Origin of the sequence: Streptomyces sp. SID13031, from assembly GCF_010548305.1 — a bacterium.
Lineage (GTDB): Bacteria > Actinomycetota > Actinomycetes > Propionibacteriales > Kribbellaceae > Kribbella.
The window spans coordinates 125955-145520 of record NZ_JAAGLV010000014.1; the positions used below are offsets into that span (position 1 = coordinate 125955).

The following is a 19566-nucleotide window of genomic DNA, read 5'->3' on the forward strand; positions in this document are numbered from 1 at the left end:
GGAGCTGTCCGAAAGCGGTCAGAGTCCAGAACGGTCCGGGGCCTGCCTCGGCAGACCCCGGACCGTCGGCGCTACGGGCAGACCGGGACGCCGGGGAGCTTCGGGTTCGGGTCCGCGATGTAGATGTTGGACATGTAGCCGCCCTGGTCACGCAGCTTGGCCCACCAGTTGTTGGAGGTGCCTTCGGCGTTGACCATGTCGCCCTGCTTCTGGCAGGTGACGAAGACCTGTGTCGGGCCGGGCAGGGTGGTGACGATCGAGGCGGTCAGCAGCGGCGCGCTACGGACGCGGACGCCACTGCCGTAGGTGGTGAAGTTGTACGTCGGCGGGTTCGGGTTGCCGCCGTTGACCAGCTGCATGTAGTAGGTCCAGTTCCAGTTCGGGCCGGGGTCCGTGTGGGTCTGGTTCGGCAGCTCGGAGTGACCCTTGATGTGAGCCCGGTCCTTCGGGATACCTCGCCGCTCGGCGATGTTCTTGGTCACTGCCGCCGACGAGCGGTACATGGCGTCGGTGAACCAGGACGGCTGGTCCACGAAGCCCTCGTGCTCGATGCCGACCGTGTACGGGTTCTCGGAACCGACATGCCAGGCGGTGTCCTTCTCGGCCACCATCTGGGTGACCTGTCCGTCGCTGGACCGGATCACGTAATGCGCGCTCACCTGGGCCGCGGAGTTCTTGAACCAGCTGATCGTTCCGGCGTACGAGCCCTGGGTGACGTGGATGACGATGGTGCTGATGGCCTTGGTCCGGCCGACTCGGTAGTTGCAGGTGCAGGCCGCGTTCCAGATGGCGCCGGGGTAGTCGACCGCCAGGACCGACGACGCGCTCTTGCTGCCGAGCGGGGCCACCTTGACGTAGGCGCCGCGATCCGGGGTCACCGCCTTCGGGGCGAGCTGGACGCCGGCGGAACCGACCCCCGCACCGATGATCCGGTAGACCTCATCGGTGTAGAGCCGGCCGGTCGGGGCGTCGGCGGAGTGCGAGTACTGCGCGACGACCGTGTACCACTTGGCGACGTCCTTGCGGGCGTCACCGGTCAGACCGGCCTGGTCGGCGTACGAGGCGAGGACGGCGGCGGCGCCGGTGATGTTCGCTGCCGAGTCCTTGGCGAGCGTCTCGACCGGCAGGCCGGTCAGCTTGATCGCCTCGGACATCGTCGGGTTCTGCGGGTTGCTCGCCAGGTGCATCAGGCCATAGCCGTTGTCCTGGCTGGGCTGGCCATTGTGGCCGTCGAGATGCGATTCGGCGTAACCGATACCGACCAGCACCTCACGCGGTACGTCGTACGTGACGGCGGCGGTCTGGAAGGCCTGGTTCAGGTCTCCCGGCACGGCCGAGCCGGTCTGGGCGCCGGATTGGGGCGGTTCGGGCGCCGGCGCGGCAGTGCTTGGGAGCGCGCCGCTCAGCGCGATCGCTCCGGCGGCAGCTGCGGCGAGCAGCGCGGTCATTCTGGGCACTCGGGCGGTCTTACCCATGGGGGTTCGTTCCTTCCCTTGCGACGTCCGCCGCGCCTCCCGCGGCGACCGTCCCACCGAGGGGCGTCGGCGGGTGCGACTCACGGTAGGGCAATATCTTCCGCCGAGACCAGTGGTTACGTGAATATTTCCCGTCACAGGGTGAAATTGTTCGATCACTCAGCTGTTCCGCCGCGATCCTGCCATCTTCGCGGGGTCAGGGCCGGTAGACGCGGCCACGCAGGACGATGCATTCGGGGTGGCTGAGGACGGCCGGATTGGCGCGCGGGTCCTCGGCGTAAACGACGAGGTCGGCCGGGTTGCCCAGTGCCAGGTCGGCGGGAGCGCCGAGCCAGCTGCGGGCGGCCCAGGAGCCAGCGGCGAGGGCCTGTTCGCCAGACATGCCGATGGCGGTGAGAGCCTGGATCTCCTCAGCGACCAGGCCGTGCCCGAGGACTCCACCCGCATCCGTCCCCGCAAAAACCGGTACTCCGGCCTCGAAGGCCGAGCGCAGCGTGTCGAGCCGTCGCGTGTAGAGATCACGCATGTGGTCGGCGTACACGGGAAACTTGCCGGCGGCCTGATCGGCGTACTGGGGGAAGTTCTCGAGCTGGATGATCGTCGGTACGACGGCGACGCCACGGCCGGCCATGTCGTCGAGCATCTCGGGGAGCAGGCCGGTGCCGTGCTCGATGCAGTCGATGCCGGCGGTCAGCAGGTCGGGCAGGGCGTGCTCGCCGAAGACATGCGCGGTGACCCGGGCACCGAGCTCGTGGGCTCTGGTGATCGCCGCCGTGAGTGCGTCCAGCGGCCAGCATGGGGTCAGGTCGCCGGCGTCGCGGTCGATCCAGTCCCCCACCAGCTTGACCCAGCCGTCGCCGCGGCGGGCCTCCTGCTCGACGTACGCGACCAGCTCCTCCGGCTCGATCTCCCAGCCGTAGTCGCGGATGTAGCGCTTGGAGCGGGCGATGTGCCGGCCGGCCCGGATGATCTTGGGCAGGTCTTCCCGCTCGTCGATCCAGCGGGTGTCGGCGGCCGAGCCGGCGTCGCGGACCAGCAGCGCGCCAGCGTCACGGTCCACGATCGCCTGCTGCTCCTGGACGTCCCGGTCGACCGCGCCGTGCTGGTCCAGGCCGATGTGACAGTGCGCGTCCACCAGGCCGGGCACGATCCACCCGCCCGTACTGACCGTGGTGACGTCAGCAGTGGCGGGCCGGTCGACGACCAGCCCGCCACTGAGGTGAAGCTCCTGCTGCTCACCGGCCGGCAGAACCGTGCCGGCGAGGCGTAGTACACCGGAGTCGGTCGTCATAGGGCGACCGTAGCGGCTAGTGGTGTGTCGCTTCAAAAACTCGAGTGCTGGCGGTGTCCAGGTGGGTGCATCGCAAGGCGGAGGGAAGGGCTCGATGTTTTTCCATCGTGCCCTTTCCTCCAACGCGGCGAGGTGCCCGCCTGGGCGCCGCCAGTGCCGAGTTTTTGGAGCGACACACCACTAGTGCGTCAGCCGTGCGAGCCGCTGCCCTCGGTGCAGGGAGTGGGGTTCGTCTCGGCGGCGCAGGGTGACCCGGACGGGGTCTCGGTCGGGGTCGGCGTCTCGGTCGGGGTGGGCGTGGGGGTCGGCGTATCGGTCGGCGTGGGCGTCGGGGTCGGCGTCGGGTCGTCCGTCGGCGTCGTCGTCGGCTTGCCGGTCGGCGGGTGCGTCGGGCGCGTCGGCTTGCCGGTCGGCGTCGCGATCGGGTCCGGGATCGACGGCGGCCGCGTGGTCGACCCGGGCACGCTCGGCTTCGTCGTCGTCGGCGGCACCGTGGTCGGGTCGTCCGGCACCTCGGGAACCTCGCGCGGGTCCACGTTGGTCTCGACGTTGCCGGTCGTCTTGGGCGTGGCCAGTTTGCCGGTGAGGTTCGGCACCAGGACCGCGCTCTTGCTGTAGACGCGCATCCAGCGCAGGACGGTGGCGACGAAGTCCTTGGAGTGCTGGTACCGCAGGAGGGAGGCGACCAGGTCGCGCGGGCGCTTCAGGTCGTCGCCCTCGGAGCACAGGTAGACGGCAACTGTGGTGACGGCGTCGTACACGTTGTTCGGGTTGCGGAAGCCGTCGCCGTTCCCGTCGGCGCCGAACTCGTTCCAGACGCCCGGGACGATCTGCATCGGGCCGACGGCGCGGTCCCAGACCAGGTCGGCGTCGTACCGGCCCTTGTCGGAGTCCTTGATCCGGCCGATACCGCGACGGCCGTTCAGGACCGGGCCGAGGAGCTTGCCGCGGGTGGTGCCGGCCACGTCGACCTTGCCGCCGGAGGCGTGGTCGGACTCGACCTTGCCGATCCCGGCCAGCAACGGCCAGGTGAGCCCACAGTTGGGGCGGACCACGGCGAGATTCGCGGTGGCGCGGCGATAGGCGGGGAAGACACCGCGAGGGATTCCGTTCACGGCACCGGGACGCCCCGGCCGGACCACGGAGCGGCCGTCGGTGGCACCCTGCACGGGCACGTCGGCTCGGGCGGGCTTGTCGGATCCGATCCGGCCGTCCACTCCTGGACGCTGGGGCACGATCATCGTCAGTTCGTCGAATTCACCGCTGTTCAGTCCGGCCCCAGGCGAAGGGGCGACCGGGCTGTCCGCCGCGAGCTGGCCGGAGGCACCGGCACCCCCCGAGGCGACTGTCACGATCGCCCCTACCAGCAGGGGGGCCGTGCACAGTGAAGCGATGATTATTTTGACCCGACGGTTTCCACTACGGGTTAGGCGCATAGTTCCCCCAACGACCCATACGCCAGAAAGTTACCGAGTTACGACGGAAAGTTACCTGAGCCGATAGCCCAACGGTCCAGGATTTGCGCCGAACGGTCCCTCGCCACGCTCAGCAGGCCCCTGTGAGCCCCTGTCCGACCGGGTCGGCGATGGGAAATCTTAACGTTCACGACCCGATTTCGGGCCTCTTCAGGCTCAGGTCGGGGTCGATTGCGACGCTACCGGAGTGCTCTCCGGCGCCGGCGTCGTGTCCTGCGGGGCCGGGGTGGTCGGCGGCACCGTGCAGCTCGGGTCCGGCGCCGGCGGGTCGGTCGGCGGCAGGGTCGGCGGCGACGTCTCGTTCGGACCGCAAGTCGTGGGCGGCGTCGTCGGCGGCGTCGTGGGCGGCGTCGTCGGCGGGGTCGTGGGCGGGGTGGTCGGCGGCGTCGTGGGAGGCGTCGTCGGCGGAGTGGTCGGCGGCGTCGTGGGAGGCGTCGTCGGCGGCGTGGTCGGCGGCGTCGTCGGAACGGTCGGCCGGCTGGGACCCGTCGTCGGGTGAGTCCCCTGCGGCGACTTCGGCGGCGTCGGAGTCGGCGTCGTCGGGCGCGGTGTCGTCGGCTGCGGCGTGGTCGGCGCGGGGGTCGTCGGCTGGGTGACCGGCGGGGTCACCGGGGTGGTCGGCGGCGGCGTCGGGTCGTTCTGGACGTTGCCGCTCTGGTCGGCCGGCGGGGTGATCGGGTCGGTCGAGTCCGGGATCGTCACCGTCGTGCTGCTGTAGGTCTGCATCCAGCGCAGCACGGTGGACACGTAGTCCATCGAGTGGTTGTACCGCAGTACCGCCTGGACCAGGCCTTGCGGGTCTTTCAGGTTCGCGCCGCCGGCGCAGAGGTAGTTGCCCGCCGCGCGGGCCGCGTCGAAGATGTTGTGCGGGTCCTTGACGCCGTCACCGTTGCCGTCGGCGCCGAAGGACTTCCAGGTGCCCGGGATGAACTGCATCGGGCCGACCGCGCGATCCCACTTGGCGTCGCCGTCATACAGGCCCTGGTCGGTGTCGGCGATGGCCGCCATCCCCGGGCCGCCGTCGAGCACCGGGCCGAGGATCTTGCCCCGGGTCACACCGTTCGTGTCGACCCGGCCGCCGCTCGCGTGAGCGGACTCGACCTTGCCGATCCCGGCCAGCAACGGCCAGGTGATCCCGCAGTTGGGTTGCGCCAGAGCCAGGTCGTTCGCGGCCTTCTGGTACGCCGCCAGCACGGTGCCCGGGATGCCGGAGACGTCGCCGGTCACGCCAGTGATCGGCTGCTGGGCGCTGTCCACGGCTCCGGTGACCGGAACCTCGACCTGGGACTTCTGCTCACTCGGGACGCTGCCGTCGACCCCGGGGCCGGCCGGCAGGTTCTCGGCAAGGTCGTCGAAGACGGAGTCGTTGCGCGGCTGACTCAGCGCCTGGGCGTCCACGATGAACGTGTTGGAGGTGACCCCACCGGCCACGAACACGACCACCAGGGCCGTCGGCGGCGCAAGGCAGATCCACACAGCGGTCAGCTTGCCCCGCCAAGTGTCCAGATCCTTGAACTGCTGCCTCATCCGAACCGTCCCTCACGACGTAGTCCGCGGTACCTCATTCTTGGGCGTACGGATGATCTTAACGGTCTAACGGCTCTGGACAACCGGTAACGGTGCGCCAGCTCACGCAGTGAACAAATCCCTAACCGGCAGTCACTTGTCGCCGAGCATCTTCTTGAGGTCGTCGGGCAGCTCGAAGGCACCACCCGTACCACCGCCGCCGAAGGCCGCCGGCAGCTGGCCCGCCGCGGGGGCGGCCGGCTCGCTCGAGCCCGGATTGGCCCGCTTGGCCGGGTTGCCTGAGCCGCGCTTGGGCTTGACCTTCTTCGCCTGCTGCTTCGCCTTCTTGCCGCCGCCCGCACCCCCCATGCCGGGCATTCCGGGCATCCCCGGCATGCCCTTGCCGGACGCCATCGCGGACATCATCTTGCGCGCCTCGAAGAAACGTTCGACCAGGCCGCTGACGGTGGCCACCTCGGTACCGGAACCGTTCGCGATCCGGAGCCGGCGGGAGCCGTTGATGATGTTCGGATCGGTCCGCTCGGCCGGCGTCATCGAGTGGATGACCGCCTCGATCCGGTCGATCTCGCGCTCGTCGAAGTTCTCCAGCTGGTCCTTGAACTGGGCCGCGCCGGGCAGCATGCCGAAGATCTTGGTCAGCGGACCCATCTTGCGCACCGACTGCATCTGGGCGAGGAAGTCGTCCAGGGTGAACTCCTTGCCACCCTTGCGCTGCAGCTTGGCGGCGGTCTTGGCCGCCTCCTCGGCATCGAACGACTGCTCGGCCTTCTCGATCAGGCTCATCACGTCGCCCATCCCGAGGATGCGGGACGCCATCCGGTCGGGGTGGAAGACGTCGAAGTCCTCGAGCTTCTCGCCGTTCGAGGCGAACATCACCTGCCGGCCGGTGACCTTCGCGATCGACAGCGCGGCGCCACCGCGGGCGTCACCGTCGAGCTTGGACAGCACCACACCGTCGAAGCCGACGCCGTCCAGGAAGGCCTGCGCGGTGTTCACCGCGTCCTGGCCGATCATCGCGTCGACGACGAACAGGATCTCGTCCGGGCTGACCGCGTCGCGGATGTCCGCGGCCTGCTTCATCAGCTCCTGGTCCACACCGAGGCGACCGGCGGTGTCGACGATGACGACGCTGTACTGCTTGGCCTTCGCCTCGTCCATCGCCTGCCGGGCCACGTCGACCGGGTCACCGACGCCGTTACCGGGTTCGGGCGCGAACACCGGTACGCCGGCGCGCTCACCGACCACCTGGAGCTGGGTGACCGCGTTCGGGCGCTGCAGGTCGGCGGCGACCAGCATCGGCGTCTGGTGCTTGCTCTCCTTCAGCCACTTCGCGAGCTTGCCGGCCAGGGTCGTCTTACCAGCACCCTGCAGACCGGCGAGCATGATGACTGTCGGCGGCCGCTTGGCCATCCGCAGCTCACGCGTCTCACCACCGAGGATCGTGACGAGCTCCTCGTTCACGATCTTGATCACCTGCTGCGCCGGGTTCAGCCCGCCGCGCACCTCGGCGCCACCGGCCCGCTCCTTGACCGCCGCGATGAAGTCCTTCACCACCGGCAACGCGACATCGGCCTCCAGCAACGCGATCCGGATCTCCCGGGCGGTCGCATCGATGTCGGCGTCGGTCAGCTTGCCCTTGCCGCGCAGATTCTTGAAGGCGGCGGACAGGCGATCAGAAAGCGTGTCGAACACGAGAACACAGTCCGTTTCTTCCGGCAGATCAGACAGTCACCAAAAACCCCCAGGCAACTCCCCGAGTCTACCGGCCACCCAACCCTGTGGATAACTCCCACCACCCCGTACCCCTCACTCGATATCGTGACCCCATGCCACTGGACATCGCCGTGTTCACCTCGGCCTTCTCTCGTGCCCGCCACAAGGTCGAGACCGAGCCGGGCACGGACGTCGCCGCAGAGCAGGCGAAGCTCCGAGCGCTCGTCCCCGATGACGCATCCGACCACGACCGCACATGGACGAAGACTCTGATCGATCGCCTCAGCGATCCGCCTGAGCCGCCGAGGGAGTGGAGCGCGATGTACCACGAGGCCGGCCAGGTCCACGCGTCGGCGTACCCGGTCAACGGCACCGTCGAGGAGCAGATCGCCGCCCTCGAGGAGGCCCGCCGCAAGATCTGGGCCATCGCCGACCGGGCCGCCAAGGACGAGGCTCCGCACATACGTGCGATGACGCGAGTGCTGGAGCACATCGAGAACGAGTTGCGTGATCCGACCTTTCCGCTGGACAACACCCAGCCGCCGACGAGCTGACCCGTGAACGACCGCGTCGTCCCTCGCGAGTCGGGTGTCTATCAGGAATTCGCCAGGCTCTACCGACTGGCTCGCAGTATGCGGCCGACTGCGGTTGATCGCTGGAACGGAACGCTCTACGCGAGTGATACCGAGCGTTGGGGTGGCTTCAATGGGAAGACCGGCAGCATCCGGTTGTCTGCGGATCGCGTCCTGCGGCACCTGACCGGCTCTCCCTCGTCGGCCGATGCCGACGAGCAGGCCGAGGCGCTGGCCACAGTTCTTCACGAATCGACTCATGCCGGCATGGAGACAGATGCTCCGGCGGAGCCGAATGCCGTCCGCACCCCGCACTCGCTGGGCGCCACTGAAGGCTTGGCCGAGTTGCGGGCGATGAACGACTTCCCCATCTTCGCAACCCTCGCCGGCTATCCGGGTCTGAAGCTCCCCGCTGCCACCTACCCAGGCGCGCACTCAGCGATGGACAACTTGGTCACCCAGGTGACCGGGCCCGCCAAGGACCGGGACGCCTTCATCTCCGAGGCCTGCCAAGGACCCGGTGTGATGCATTTCGATCAGTTGGCTGACGGGGTGATGCGGAATCGGCTGAGTGAGGTCGTGCCGTTTCAGGCCGAGCATCGGCGGGAGGTACGGGCTGCGTTGATCGCGACGATGGTTCACCCCGGGTGGCCGGTCCTGCCGGAGAGCTCCGCCAGGGTCGGGGAACAGGTGGCCGAGGACATACGCCGGAGCTTGAATGCCAAAGTCGACGAGATTCGGCAGCATTACTTCTTCAAGCCCGGGGAGGTGTTTTCGGGTGGGGTGCCCAATCCGGAGGCGGGGCGGGAGGGGGTGCTCGATCGAGCGGGTGCGCCGAAGGAGGGGGTCGGGCCGGGGAAGGGGGACCCGGGTGAGGGGCATCCGGAGATGCGGTTTTTGGGTGGGCAGGCTGGGGCGGTGGGGGCTGTTCGGGGGCGGCCGGTTCTTGGGGATGGGGCTCGGGGGCGCGGGGTGGGTGATGGGGACGGGCGCGGGAGTGGACCTGGGCGGGGCTAGCATCTGCTAACCGAAAGCTTGGGTATTTGTGGTTAGGGAGGGGTTTCGTGGTCGGGAGCAGGGTTGTTTTGGATGGGCCGTCCAATCTGGGGTTGCGGCCGCCGGCGCCTGGGACCGTGCCGGGGTGTTACAAGTTGGCGGGGGCCATCCGGGATCAGGGGTTTGCGCGCCGGATCGGGGCCAGGGACGCGGGGTGCGTGACGCCGCCTCGGTATGACCGGGGAGAGTGGAAGCCCGGCGACGGGGTCTTCAACTCAGAGGCGATGGCGACCTACACCACCAAGTTGGCTGATCGGCTCGGCGAGCTGCTGGATGGCGGCGAGTTCGTGGTGTTGCTGGGCGGGGAGTGCAGCAATTTGCTGGGGCCGGCGGTCGCGTTGCGGCGTCGGGGGCGATACGGGGTGGTCTATCTCGATGGGCACTCGGATATGCGCACGGTCGACAACGACGAGTATGTCGGCGCCGCGGGCGGTGAGGCGCTGGCGCTGGTGACCGGGCGCGGGCAGGACGATCTGACCGATCTGGGGGGCCTCAAGCCGTACATCCGCGACACCGACGCCGTGATGCTCGGGTATCGGGAGGACGAGGCTTACCTGGGCACGCTGCGCGAGGCGGGGATCCCCCACTGGTCGGCGCTCACGGTCATCGACGATCCAGCGGGCGCCGCGGCCGGAGTGCTCGAGCACCTCGAGTGGGACGAGCTGGACGGCTTCTGGGTGCATCTCGACGTCGACATCCTCGACGCCGAGGTGATGCCCGCCGTCGACAGCCCCGACCCGGGCGGCCTGCAGCATGAGCACCTTCGCGACCTGCTCAAGCCGCTCCTCGCCTCGCCCAACTGCGTCGGCTTCAACATCGGCATCTTCGACCCGGATCTGGACCCGGACGGCCGGTACGCCGCGGAACTCACCGACACCCTGGTCGCAGCCCTCACGGACTAGCGAACGCCGTCCCGACCGACAGGACATAGTCGGGCGTTCGGCCCGTCGCCACGCTCACGGAGGCTGCGTCCGGCCGCGATATAGGCACTATGTCCTGTCCGTCGGGACACTTCACAGCCGGACACCGCCGGCCGGAGTGGCCGTCCAGCCGGCGGTGGGTCTAGGGAGCCGTCAGCTGAAGGAGACCGGGATGTAGACGTCACCGGTGCGGTCGCTCGCGGCGAAGTGGTCGCGGCGGCTGACGATCGCGCAGGTGATGTCCGGGTCGCTGCAGTCCAGGCCCGGGTTCACCTTGGCGATCCGGATCTGCGCGGTGAAGGTGCCGTTGGTCGCGATCGGGTACGACGCGCTGCCGCCGAGCGGGTTGTTCGTCACCCAGGCCGACGGGCCGACCGTCGTACCGCCCTGGCCGTCGCCACCCGCGCACGGGCTCGGCTTGGTGCCGTAGCTGTAGTCGGAGGGCACGGCGCACAGCGCGACGTAGTACCCCTGGGCCGGGTTGTAGCCGCTACCCGTCACGGTGATCGTCTCACCGGCGGCAGCCAGGCCGGTCGCGTTCGAGGCGTTCAGGGTCTTGCCGAGGTTGCTCGCGCTGCCGGGTGCGGCGGAGGCGGGCGTGACCAGGCCGACGGCGAGCGCGGTGGCGGCGGCGACGGTCAGGACGATCCGGCGAAGCTTTGTCATCTGGGCGGAGATCCTCTCAGGTGACTTAGGTTAGGTTTACCTAAGTTTCTCGCCCAGAGTAAGGGTTACCTAACTAAGAGGGGAAGTGGGGGTCTCATTCCCAGTACGCCGGCAGCCCATGCGGATCGGCCGTGCCGAGGATGCGCGGCGCTCCCCCGGGCCAGACCTGCAACACGATGAGGAACTCCGGCTCGGCCTCCGGCGTACGCCGCATCGGCTCCAGACACAGGTGAGCCAGCGGCGTGGTCGGAGTCGCACGAGCCCCCAGCGCCACGATGAGCGCGTCCCCAGCCGTCTGCTCGGCCGGTGAGAGGTACTGCCACATCACCGAGTGCCAGACGACGGTGACGTGGCCTTCCGACAGCTCCAGGTTCCGCAGGAAGGACAGTGCGTCTTCACGCCGTACGTCGGCCGGCACCTTGCGCGCGACCTCCAGAGCACCCCGCAGCCGCTCCAGCCGCGCCGTCATGTCAGGCCACACGTACGACGTCAGCGTGAGCGCCCCATCCTCGCTCAGCGGGTTCACCGGGGCAATGTCGCTGCCGACCCGCTCAGCGATCCGCAACACCGCCGGGGTGATCGGGCGACCGGACCAGGCGTCCTCAAGAACCACCGAGCTGTCGGCAGTCCCATAGCTGGACCCGTCGGCCAGGTTGTAGCGGAAGTGGTCAGCCCGCAGGTTGAGCCCGCCACTCGACCCGATCTCGAACAGCCGCACAGGAAGCGGCACAACCTCCGCAAGCCGCAGCAGACCGCCATACAGGGCCGTAGAGCGGCCGACCTCGTTGGTCTGCGGTGCCTGGGTCAGCAGGTTGCGCAGTTCCGGCCCACGCGCAGCCAGTACCTGGTCGAACGCTTCCCACCCGAGTACTGCGTCCCACTCGCCGCCAACGCTCGGGTAGAAGACAGCCAGCTCAGGCGCCTGCCCTGACAACACCAGCCGGTGTACTGCGCCCAACAGCCGCAACCCGATGAGCGCATCACCAGGCGCAGACTCGAACCCGGCCAAGACAGCAGTGGACGTCCCACCCAGCTCGTAGTCGTCCACGAGCCGCCTCAGCAGGTCGGCGTACATGGGCGAACCCAGGTCCTCGCAAGCCACTGCCTGCCGCTGTATTGCCGCTACTAGATCCACCAGTACGACACTAGAAGGTCAGGCGATCCAATACCGACTTGGCTGTCGTGCGTGCGTCTTCCTCCTCCAGCGGCGACCCGTCGCGATCAGTCAGGTAGAACACGTCCACACATTCAGCACCGAGCGTGCTCACGTGTGCGGACCTCACGTCCGCCCCAGTGGCAGCAATGGCTGCAGTGACGTCGTAGAGCAGGCCCGGCCGGTCATGTGCCCGCACCTGCAGCACAGTGGCCGTCTCTGATGCCTCTGGCAACAAGTCGACTCGGCTCGCAGCACTTTTCCCTCGCGACGCCGACTGGTCCCGCGCAGCCAACCGGCGTACGAGATCACTGTCGTCGCGCAGGGCAACAGCAAGCCGGTCCCGCAACCGCACCGGGTCCGGAGCCGAGCCGGACACCGACCACTGCGAGATCCCCAACCCCTCGACAGAGGTGACAACAGCAGCCCGTACGGCGAGCCGCTCGACCGCCAGCACTCCGGCAACCGTCGACAGCGTGCCCACCTGGTCAGGCACGGCCACGTTGACCCGAACGTCTCCCCGATGCTCCGACACCGTCACGCCAAGGCGTCCCACACCGACCACCTGATGCAACTCGGGCACGGGAATCGGCGGAGCGTCGGTCCACAACCCAGCCCCTCCCCCAGACAGCTCACCGCGCACCCGCCGGGCCAGCTCACCCACCAACCGGAGTCGCCACGGCGAGGCGGCCGCAGGCCCGGCAGCACGCGCATCGGCGTACGTGAGGGCCTCCAGCAGATCCAGCGTCTCGGTATCGCCCACGATGCCCGCGACGAGCTCCACGGTCATCGGGTCATCCAGGTCACGCCTTGTGGCCACCTGAGCCAGTACGAGGTGCTGCCGGACGAGCAGCGTGATCGTCTCGACATCAGGCTCAGGGAACCCCAGCCGGCGGGCAAGCGCCGTCGCAATGACAGCCCCGGTGACACTGTGGTCGCCCTCGACCGCCTTGCCCAGGTCGTGGATCAGCGCAGCGACCAGCAGCAGGTCAGGACGCCGTACATCCCGGACCATCTTCGAAGCCTCGACACAGGTCTCCAGCAGGTGCCGGTCAACCGTGTAGCGATGCACGGCCGACTGCGGCGGCCGGAAGCGAACCAGATCCCACTCGGGAAGGATCCGCGTGATGTACCCAGCCTGGTCGAGTGCCTCCCAGACCTCCAGGAGACCCGACCCGGCTCCAATCAGCGCACAGAGCAGCCGCCGAGCCTCAGCGGGCCACGGCTCCGGCAGTAACGCAGCAGAGTTCGCCAGCCGAGCACAGACGGCCGGAGACAGCACCAGATCCCTGTCGGCCGCAACGGCCGCAGCGCGGAGTCCAAGAGCCACGTCTCGCTCCGGACGAGCATCTGGCATCAGGACGACCTCGCCCTCGTGTTGCCCGACTCCCTCGTCCAGTGCCAGCAGCAGCGGCCCACCAGCGCGGTTACGGCGTCGTGAGCGAGGCGGCCGAGCCACCAGGCTCTCGATCCGCCGCCACGACACGTCACACACGTGTGCCAGCGTCCTGCCGGTCGAATAGATGTGTCGCAGCAAGGCATCACGATCCGGCAGCCCAAGCCCGGCAGCGACCTCAGCAGCCACGTCAGCGACCACACGGTCAGTTGCCCGGCCGGCAACAGAGTGCAGCTCGTCCCTGATGTTCAGCAGGTCCAGCCGGGCCCGCTCGACCACCGGGTGCGGTACGTCGATCAACCAGGAGGCGACCAAGGCCCGCAGTACGACGGCATCCCGCAACCCGCCGTATGCCTCCTTGAGGTCAGGCTCTGCGAGGTGTGAGAGCTCCCCGACCGTGTTGGCCCGGTCCCGGCAGGCCTCAGCGAGCGCAGGCAGCCGGGTCTTCGCAGTACGGCGCCAGTCGGCCATCAGGACCGACCGCAACTGCAGTGTGAGGTGCGAGTCGCCTGCCACGTGCCGTGCGTCCAGGAGCCCCAGGGCCACCCGTACGTCGTCGGCCGCGGCGCTCTGGGCCTCGGCAACCGTGCGGACGCTGTGGTCCAGCTTGGTCCGCGAGTCCCACAGCGGGTACCAGATCTGGGCGGCCAGTTCGCCGATCCGCGGGTATCCCTCGGTGTGCAGGAGCATCACGTCGAGATCGCTGTACGGCGAGAGCTCCTCCCGGCCGTAGCCGCCGACGGCGACCAGCGCGACGCCCTCGGTAGGCACACCGAGGGCGTCGCAGGCTTTGGAGAGGAGCAGGTACAGCAGCGCGTCGGCCTCTTCGGCACGCACGCGCCGCTGTGCTGCTCGATCCACCATCTAGAGGGCGTCTCCGTCCAGCTCACCTGTACGGACCCGGACGATCGACTCGACCGAGGTCACCCAGACCTTGCCGTCACCGATCTTGCCGGTCTGCGCGGCCTTCACGATCACGTCCACCACCTCGGCGCTGTCGCCGTCCTCGACGACGACCTCGAGCCGGACCTTCGGAACCAGGTCCACCTCGTACTCCGCGCCGCGGTAGACCTCGGTGTGGCCCTTCTGCCGGCCGTAGCCGCTCGCCTCGGTGACCGTCATGCCGGTCACCCCGAAGGTCTCGAGCGCAGCCCGGACGTCTTCCAGCTTGTGCGGCTTGACCACTGCGGTGATCAGCTTCATGCGTGCGCACCTTCCTTCTCAGTGTCAGTCTCGACCTCAGCGGCTGATGCTGGACGGGCGACCGAGCTGTGACCGCGCAGGCCCGAACCGGCGGACAGGAAGTCGTACGCCGTCTCGGCGTGCTCCACCTGGTCGATACCCGCGACCTCGTCGTCCTCCGGCAGCCGGAAGCCGATGGTCAGATCGATCACCTTGCCGAGGATGAACGCCACCGTGAAGGAGTAGACACCCACGACCAGGTTCGCCAGCGCCTGCTTGCCGAGCTGGCTCGCACCGCCACCGTAGAACAGACCGTTCACCGCGGACGGCGCCGCCGCAGTACCCAGGAAGCCGATCGCCAGCGAGCCGAACAGACCGCCGACCAGGTGCACGCCGACCACGTCGAGCGAGTCGTCGAAGCCCAGCTTGTACTTCAGCGAGACCGCGAAGGCGCAGATGGCACCGGCGAGCACGCCGAGGATGATCGCGCCGACCGGGGTGACCGCGCCACAGGACGGGGTGATCGCGACCAGACCGGCGACCGCACCGGACGCCATGCCCAGCGTGGTGGCCTTGCCGTGCCGGATCCGCTCGACGATCAGCCAGCCGATCACCGCGGCCGCCGTGGCGACCTGGGTGTTGACGAAGGTGACCGCGGCCGTAGTACCGGCGCTCAGCGCTGAACCGGCGTTGAAGCCGAACCAGCCGAACCACAGCAGACCGGCGCCGAGGATGACGAGCGGGAGGCTGTGCGGACGCATCGGGTCCTTGCGCCACCCCACCCGGCGCCCGAGAACCAGGGCCAGCGCGAGCGCTGCCGCACCGGCGTTGACGTGCACCGCGGTACCACCGGCGAAGTCGATCGCCTTCAGCTTGTCGCCGATCCAGCCACCGTTGCCGTCGTCCAGGAACCAGACCGAGTGTGCGACCGGGAAGTACACCAGGCACGTCCAGCCCACGACGAACGCGATCCAGCCACGGAAGGTGGCCCGGTCGGCGATGGCGCCCGAGATCAGCGCCGGGGTGATGATCGCGAACATCAGCTGGAAAGCGACGAAGGCGAGCGTCGGAATCGTTCCGCTGACGGCCTCGGGGGCGATCAGGCCCTTCAGCCCGACCTCCGAGAAGTCACCGATCACGTGCCCGGTGTCACCGGCGAAGGTCAGCGAGTAGCCGACCACCACCCACAAGATGGTGACGACCGCGATGGTGATGGCGCTCATCATCATCATGTTCAGCACGCTCTTGACGCGTACCATTCCGCCGTAGAAGAAAGCCAGGCCCGGTGTCATCAAGAACACCAGGGCGGCACTGACCAATACCCAGGCGGTATCGCCGGCGTTGATCTCCATCAACGTCATCCCTTCCATCGATCTGGGGGTGGCCCGCGTCCTCAGTCGGGGAGCTCCACAACGCCGGGGAACCCGCGCACGGCCACATCGCAAACGGTGTCGGCGCGCCGTTTCAACCGATCGGTCCTGATGTTTCAGGCATGTGACAAAGCACCTCGCCAAGTGACATCGGCGTGACATCGGCCGTCATGTGGCACTCTGGCCTGACCACACGGCCCGCAGCCGCGCCACTGCGACCGTCCGAGCTGGGGAAGTACGAATGGGGACCAACAACGGGGAGAGGCCGCGTCGAGGCAGACCGCGGGACCCGGACGCAGAGCCGAGGATCCGCCGGTACGCCGTCCAGCTGCTGCTGGAACGCGGCTTCGACGGAATGACGGTGGACGACGTGGCCGAGGCGGCCGGCGTCGGCAAGGCAACGATCTATCGGCGGTGGGCGAGCAAGGAGCTCCTCGCCAACGACGCGATGGCCCAGTTGTTCGACATCGAGATACCCGATGCCGACACCGGGTCGATCGCGGGCGACCTGCTGCGGGTCTACCGTGACGCGCTGGTCTTCGTGAACAGCAAGGAAGGGGTCGCGCTGATCCGGCTCGCCGTCACGGAGATGAACCGCGACGAGCAGTTCACCGCGTTCTACCGCAGCTTCCTGCAGCGCCGGATCGCCTTGACGGCGGACGCGCTGGAGCGGGCCCGGCAGCGCGGCGAGCCGATCCGGCCCACCGCGGATCCCGTACTGATGGTTCAGTGGCTGGCAGGCGTGCTGATCCTCAGGGCGATGACCGGTGAGCAGATGCCGGCCGTCGAGGACGCCGAGCACCTGGTCTCGATGACGATGAGGTGCATCGTGGAGTAGCGGTCAGCCGCGGATACCGGGTCCGAGGGCGACGCCTTCGACCTCGAGCTCCGCGACCCGGCGGACCTGCCCCGACCGCAGATTCCAGGCCAGCAGCCAGTCGGTGACCTGGAACAAAGCGGTCTGGCTGTCGTACCAGCCGAGCAGGAAACAGCAGCCGGCCTCGCGGATCCGGTCCGGCGAGGTCCGGCCGGGAGTCGGCGTCGCCGCCGGGGTCTCGCCGAGAACGAGCAGCCGGTCTTCTTGCGGGTCCAGCATCGAGATCGCCGCGACCACCTGGGGTCGCGACGCGACGGTCTGCACCTGGGCGAGCTGGTTCGCGACGAACATCCGTCCGACCAAGTTGCCTATAGCAAACGTTTGACCGGCCCAGGCACTGACCGGCAGCCGCGGGTTGGCCAGCTCGACCCAGCCGTTGGCCCCGGCGTACTGGCGCAGCGCCACCTCCCCTGCCACACCGTCCAGCCGGTACGGCGCCGTCGCGTCGTCGGCGTCGTTGCTCACGGCAACACCACCGACGCTCGGCTGGCGGGTGTTCCCCAGATCGACGTCGAGCTGGTACGCCGAACCGGGCCCGCTGACGATCAGGCGGATGCTGTCGGCCAGCCAGGACACGCTGCGCACATCCTTCGACGGCAGGGTGATCAGCTTGGCCTTCGAAGTACTCGCGTCGATCACGTACACCCCGCCGGGCTGCGGGAACGCGACGAGCTTCCCGTTGGGCGAGATCGCACCGGAGCTGAGCGGCTCGCCGGTCACGATCGGCCGCAACTCCCGGTCCGCCCGCGCCCAGTCCGAGTCGGAGCTGAGCAGGAGCGGCAGATAGCTGCCCTCCCGTGGCTCCAGGATCACGGCTGCGACCCGGTCCATCGGGTTGGTCCGGAGATCACGGGCGTCGTCCGGGACGCGCAGCAGCTCGCCCAGCGGTGTGGAGACCCGATCGAGGAAGCGCTCACTGCCCGCGGGCGGGGAGTTCCAGTAGTTGATCCCCGCGATCTGGCCGGCCGGCGGCAAGAAACCGGGCGGCGTCGGTGTGGCGTCGGGTGGATTGATCGCCTTCGAACCGCCCCCGAGGGTCATCACCAGGACGCCGATGATCACCACCAGAAGCAAAGCCATCAGTCCGGCGACGATGCTGCGTAGCTGGCGGCGGCGGTACGCGACAGCGCCTGCCCAGGCGGCGTCGGCCAGCTCGGGCTCGGGCAGGCGATCGGACGCCTGCTTCAGGAGGAAGGGGACCTCCTCGCGCCTCACCGCGACTCCCCCTTGGTCACGTCGCGCCAGTCCGGCGTACCGAGCTCGAGGCGGAAGCGGCTGAGGGCGGTCATCGCGTTCGCGTGCACGGACGAGCTCGACATGCTCAGTACATCGGAGACCTCGAACTCGGTGAGCTCTTCGTAGTACAAGAGGACCAGTACTGCGCGCTGCTGCGGGCTGAGTGCGGCCAATGCGATCTTGACCTGGTCCTCCTCGTCCTCGAAGAGCACCTTGGCGCGCGACCAGCGCGACATGGCCGCGTTGTAGAGGATCCCGAGCACGTAGGCGTCCGGATCGTCCACCTTGCCCCAGCGCAACGCGAGCCGCAGGAAGGCCTGCTGAAGCTGCTCCTCAGCCCGCTGCAGGTCGCCGTACACGAGGTACGCCGCACGAAGCCACCTACCTTGCCGCGCATCGACGTACGCGGCGAACTCTGGGTCGACTGTGTCGCGCATCCACCCTCCCCGGTACTGGCGCTGCCTATTCAACATCTCAACTACCCAAAAGGGGATGCTTCTGACCGCACTACTCGTCGCAACCTTGGTTGGAGGGCTGCCAGAAGACACGCTGCTAGACCACAACCGCCCCAGAGACCGAGCGGACCTACGGTCGCGAGGAGTTGGGTGCCGACCAGTGGGGCGACAGCAGTGGCCACTCCCCAGCTGAGACCGTAGGTAGCCAAGTAGCGGCCGCGGGCATGGTCAGGGGCTAGCTCTGCGACTACTGAGAGCGCCCGGCCGATCAGTAGCAGGTCACCCAGACTCCAGAGGACAGCGGCGGCCAGGAACGCTGGCAGGGAGTGAGAGAAGCCGTTGGCGATCAGACCGGCTCCTAGCAACAGGTAGCCCAGCGTCAAAGCTTGGAAGTCGTCGAGCGCCCGCAGGCGACGGGTTCGTAGTACCGGCTGTACTGCAACCTGGGCGATCGCCGAGACGGCCAGGATGATGCCGACGCCCGATGCCGAGACACCACGGTCGAGCAGGGTGAGAGGTAGACCGAAGACGATCACCATGGCTAGTACTGCGAAGACGGTGCCGGAGCCCAGCACCCACAGCAGCCGCCGATCGCGCCAAACCGCTGCAGCCGCCGGAGCCACCTGAACCCCGCCGGGCAGAGCAATGGCGACCAGCATCGCGCAGGCCAGACAACTGACGGCGTCGGCGACGAACAGCCACCGCAGATCCCACTGCCCGAGCCACGCGGCCAGCAGCCCGGCGACCACAGCCATCACCGCCCCCAACAGCCCGTACGCCGCCGGTCGATCCGCGGGCGCGGTCACATCGGCGATGATCGCTTGACTCGGTGGCTCGTAGATCTCGAACGCCAACCCCAGCACCACCACCGCCGGCACCGCCGACCACAGGCTCCCCGACGCCGCGATCCACAACTGACCCACCGCGCACCCGACCAGCCCGAGCACGATCGTCCACCGCCGCCCCAACCGATCGGCAAGCTGCCCGCCGAACACCCGAGACGGCAAGGTCGCCACCCCGAACGCCGTCAACACCAACCCGGCTTCAGCAACGCTGGCCCCCAGCTCAACCGTCAACACCACCGCCAGAAACGGCAGCGTGAACGCCCCCAGCCGATTGACCCCACGCGCGATCACCAACACCCACACGGCCGCGGGCAGCCTCCGGCGGTGGACGGAAGCTGCCTGGTCGCTCATGCCAGC

17 protein-coding genes are annotated in these 19566 nt (G+C 68.4%); 4 read left to right on the plus strand and 13 right to left on the minus strand.

Going from position 1 to position 19566, the window contains the following annotated elements; translation table 11 throughout:
* Positions 1-71 precede the first annotated feature (71 nt).
* From G3I17_RS26610 to ffh, 5 genes are all read right to left on the minus strand, one after another.
* Positions 72-1475: an N-acetylmuramoyl-L-alanine amidase gene (locus G3I17_RS26610; protein WP_164600329.1), complete on the minus strand. Its 1404-nt coding sequence runs from the start codon at positions 1473-1475 to the stop codon at positions 72-74.
* Between the two features lie 196 nt (positions 1476-1671).
* Positions 1672-2766, minus strand: a complete 1095-nt coding sequence (locus tag G3I17_RS26615) for an amidohydrolase family protein (RefSeq protein ID WP_164600330.1) — start codon at positions 2764-2766, stop codon at positions 1672-1674.
* Positions 2767-2954: 188 nt separating this feature from the next.
* Positions 2955-4118 carry a lytic transglycosylase domain-containing protein gene (locus G3I17_RS41740; protein WP_203590778.1) on the minus strand — a complete coding sequence of 388 codons (1164 nt, stop codon included), beginning with the start codon at positions 4116-4118 and terminating at the stop codon, positions 2955-2957.
* A gap of 279 nt (positions 4119-4397) precedes the next feature.
* Positions 4398-5768 (minus strand): lytic murein transglycosylase, encoded by a 1371-nt coding sequence (locus tag G3I17_RS26625; protein WP_164600332.1) that lies wholly within the window; start codon positions 5766-5768, stop codon positions 4398-4400.
* Between the two features lie 132 nt (positions 5769-5900).
* The gene (ffh, locus tag G3I17_RS26630) at positions 5901-7460 is read right to left on the minus strand and encodes a signal recognition particle protein (protein WP_164600333.1); all 1560 of its coding nucleotides are present in this window, start codon (positions 7458-7460) and stop codon (positions 5901-5903) included.
* A gap of 134 nt (positions 7461-7594) precedes the next feature.
* Here ffh and G3I17_RS26635 point away from each other — a divergent pair, with 134 nt between their 5' ends.
* The 3 genes from G3I17_RS26635 (at position 7595) to G3I17_RS26645 (ending at position 10011) form a co-directional block, all read left to right on the plus strand.
* On the plus strand, positions 7595-8035 hold the full coding sequence (locus G3I17_RS26635) for a hypothetical protein (protein WP_164600334.1): 441 nt from the start codon (positions 7595-7597) through the stop codon (positions 8033-8035).
* A 3-nt stretch (positions 8036-8038) separates the two neighbouring features.
* Positions 8039-9070, plus strand: coding sequence for a hypothetical protein (locus tag G3I17_RS41745; protein ID WP_164600335.1), 1032 nt, complete (start codon positions 8039-8041; stop codon positions 9068-9070).
* 197 nt (positions 9071-9267) lie between these two features.
* A complete protein-coding gene (locus G3I17_RS26645) occupies positions 9268-10011 on the plus strand; it encodes an arginase family protein (RefSeq protein ID WP_343238422.1) in 744 nt (247 codons plus the stop codon).
* Positions 10012-10182: 171 nt separating this feature from the next.
* On the opposite strand, the gene G3I17_RS26650 is transcribed toward G3I17_RS26645, so the two are convergent.
* From G3I17_RS26650 to G3I17_RS26670, 5 genes are all read right to left on the minus strand, one after another.
* Complete coding sequence (locus tag G3I17_RS26650; protein WP_164600337.1) at positions 10183-10695, minus strand: hypothetical protein; 513 nt, start codon at positions 10693-10695, stop codon at positions 10183-10185.
* A gap of 94 nt (positions 10696-10789) precedes the next feature.
* Positions 10790-11830: a DUF2332 domain-containing protein gene (locus tag G3I17_RS26655; protein ID WP_164600338.1), complete on the minus strand. Its 1041-nt coding sequence runs from the start codon at positions 11828-11830 to the stop codon at positions 10790-10792.
* A 10-nt stretch (positions 11831-11840) separates the two neighbouring features.
* A complete protein-coding gene (locus G3I17_RS26660) occupies positions 11841-14108 on the minus strand; it encodes a [protein-PII] uridylyltransferase (protein ID WP_164600339.1) in 2268 nt (755 codons plus the stop codon).
* A complete protein-coding gene (locus tag G3I17_RS26665) occupies positions 14109-14447 on the minus strand; it encodes a P-II family nitrogen regulator (protein WP_164600340.1) in 339 nt (112 codons plus the stop codon).
* Positions 14444-15778, minus strand: a complete 1335-nt coding sequence (locus G3I17_RS26670; protein ID WP_239062929.1) for an ammonium transporter — start codon at positions 15776-15778, stop codon at positions 14444-14446. Before G3I17_RS26670 ends, G3I17_RS26665 begins: the two co-directional genes overlap by 4 nt.
* A gap of 259 nt (positions 15779-16037) precedes the next feature.
* On the opposite strand from G3I17_RS26670, the gene G3I17_RS26675 reads away from it, so the two are divergent.
* The gene (locus tag G3I17_RS26675; RefSeq protein ID WP_164600342.1) at positions 16038-16634 is read left to right on the plus strand and encodes a TetR/AcrR family transcriptional regulator; all 597 of its coding nucleotides are present in this window, start codon (positions 16038-16040) and stop codon (positions 16632-16634) included.
* Positions 16635-16637: 3 nt separating this feature from the next.
* Here G3I17_RS26675 and G3I17_RS26680 read toward each other — a convergent pair whose 3' ends face one another.
* The 3 genes from G3I17_RS26680 to G3I17_RS26690 are packed head-to-tail and all read right to left on the minus strand — an operon-like array spanning position 16638 to position 19560.
* The gene (locus tag G3I17_RS26680) at positions 16638-17888 is read right to left on the minus strand and encodes a hypothetical protein (RefSeq protein ID WP_164600343.1); all 1251 of its coding nucleotides are present in this window, start codon (positions 17886-17888) and stop codon (positions 16638-16640) included.
* A complete protein-coding gene (locus G3I17_RS26685) occupies positions 17885-18346 on the minus strand; it encodes a sigma factor-like helix-turn-helix DNA-binding protein (protein WP_164600344.1) in 462 nt (153 codons plus the stop codon). Before G3I17_RS26685 ends, G3I17_RS26680 begins: the two co-directional genes overlap by 4 nt.
* Positions 18347-18387: 41 nt before the next feature.
* Positions 18388-19560, minus strand: a complete 1173-nt coding sequence (locus G3I17_RS26690) for an MFS transporter (protein WP_239062930.1) — start codon at positions 19558-19560, stop codon at positions 18388-18390.
* Positions 19561-19566: the final 6 nt, after the last annotated feature.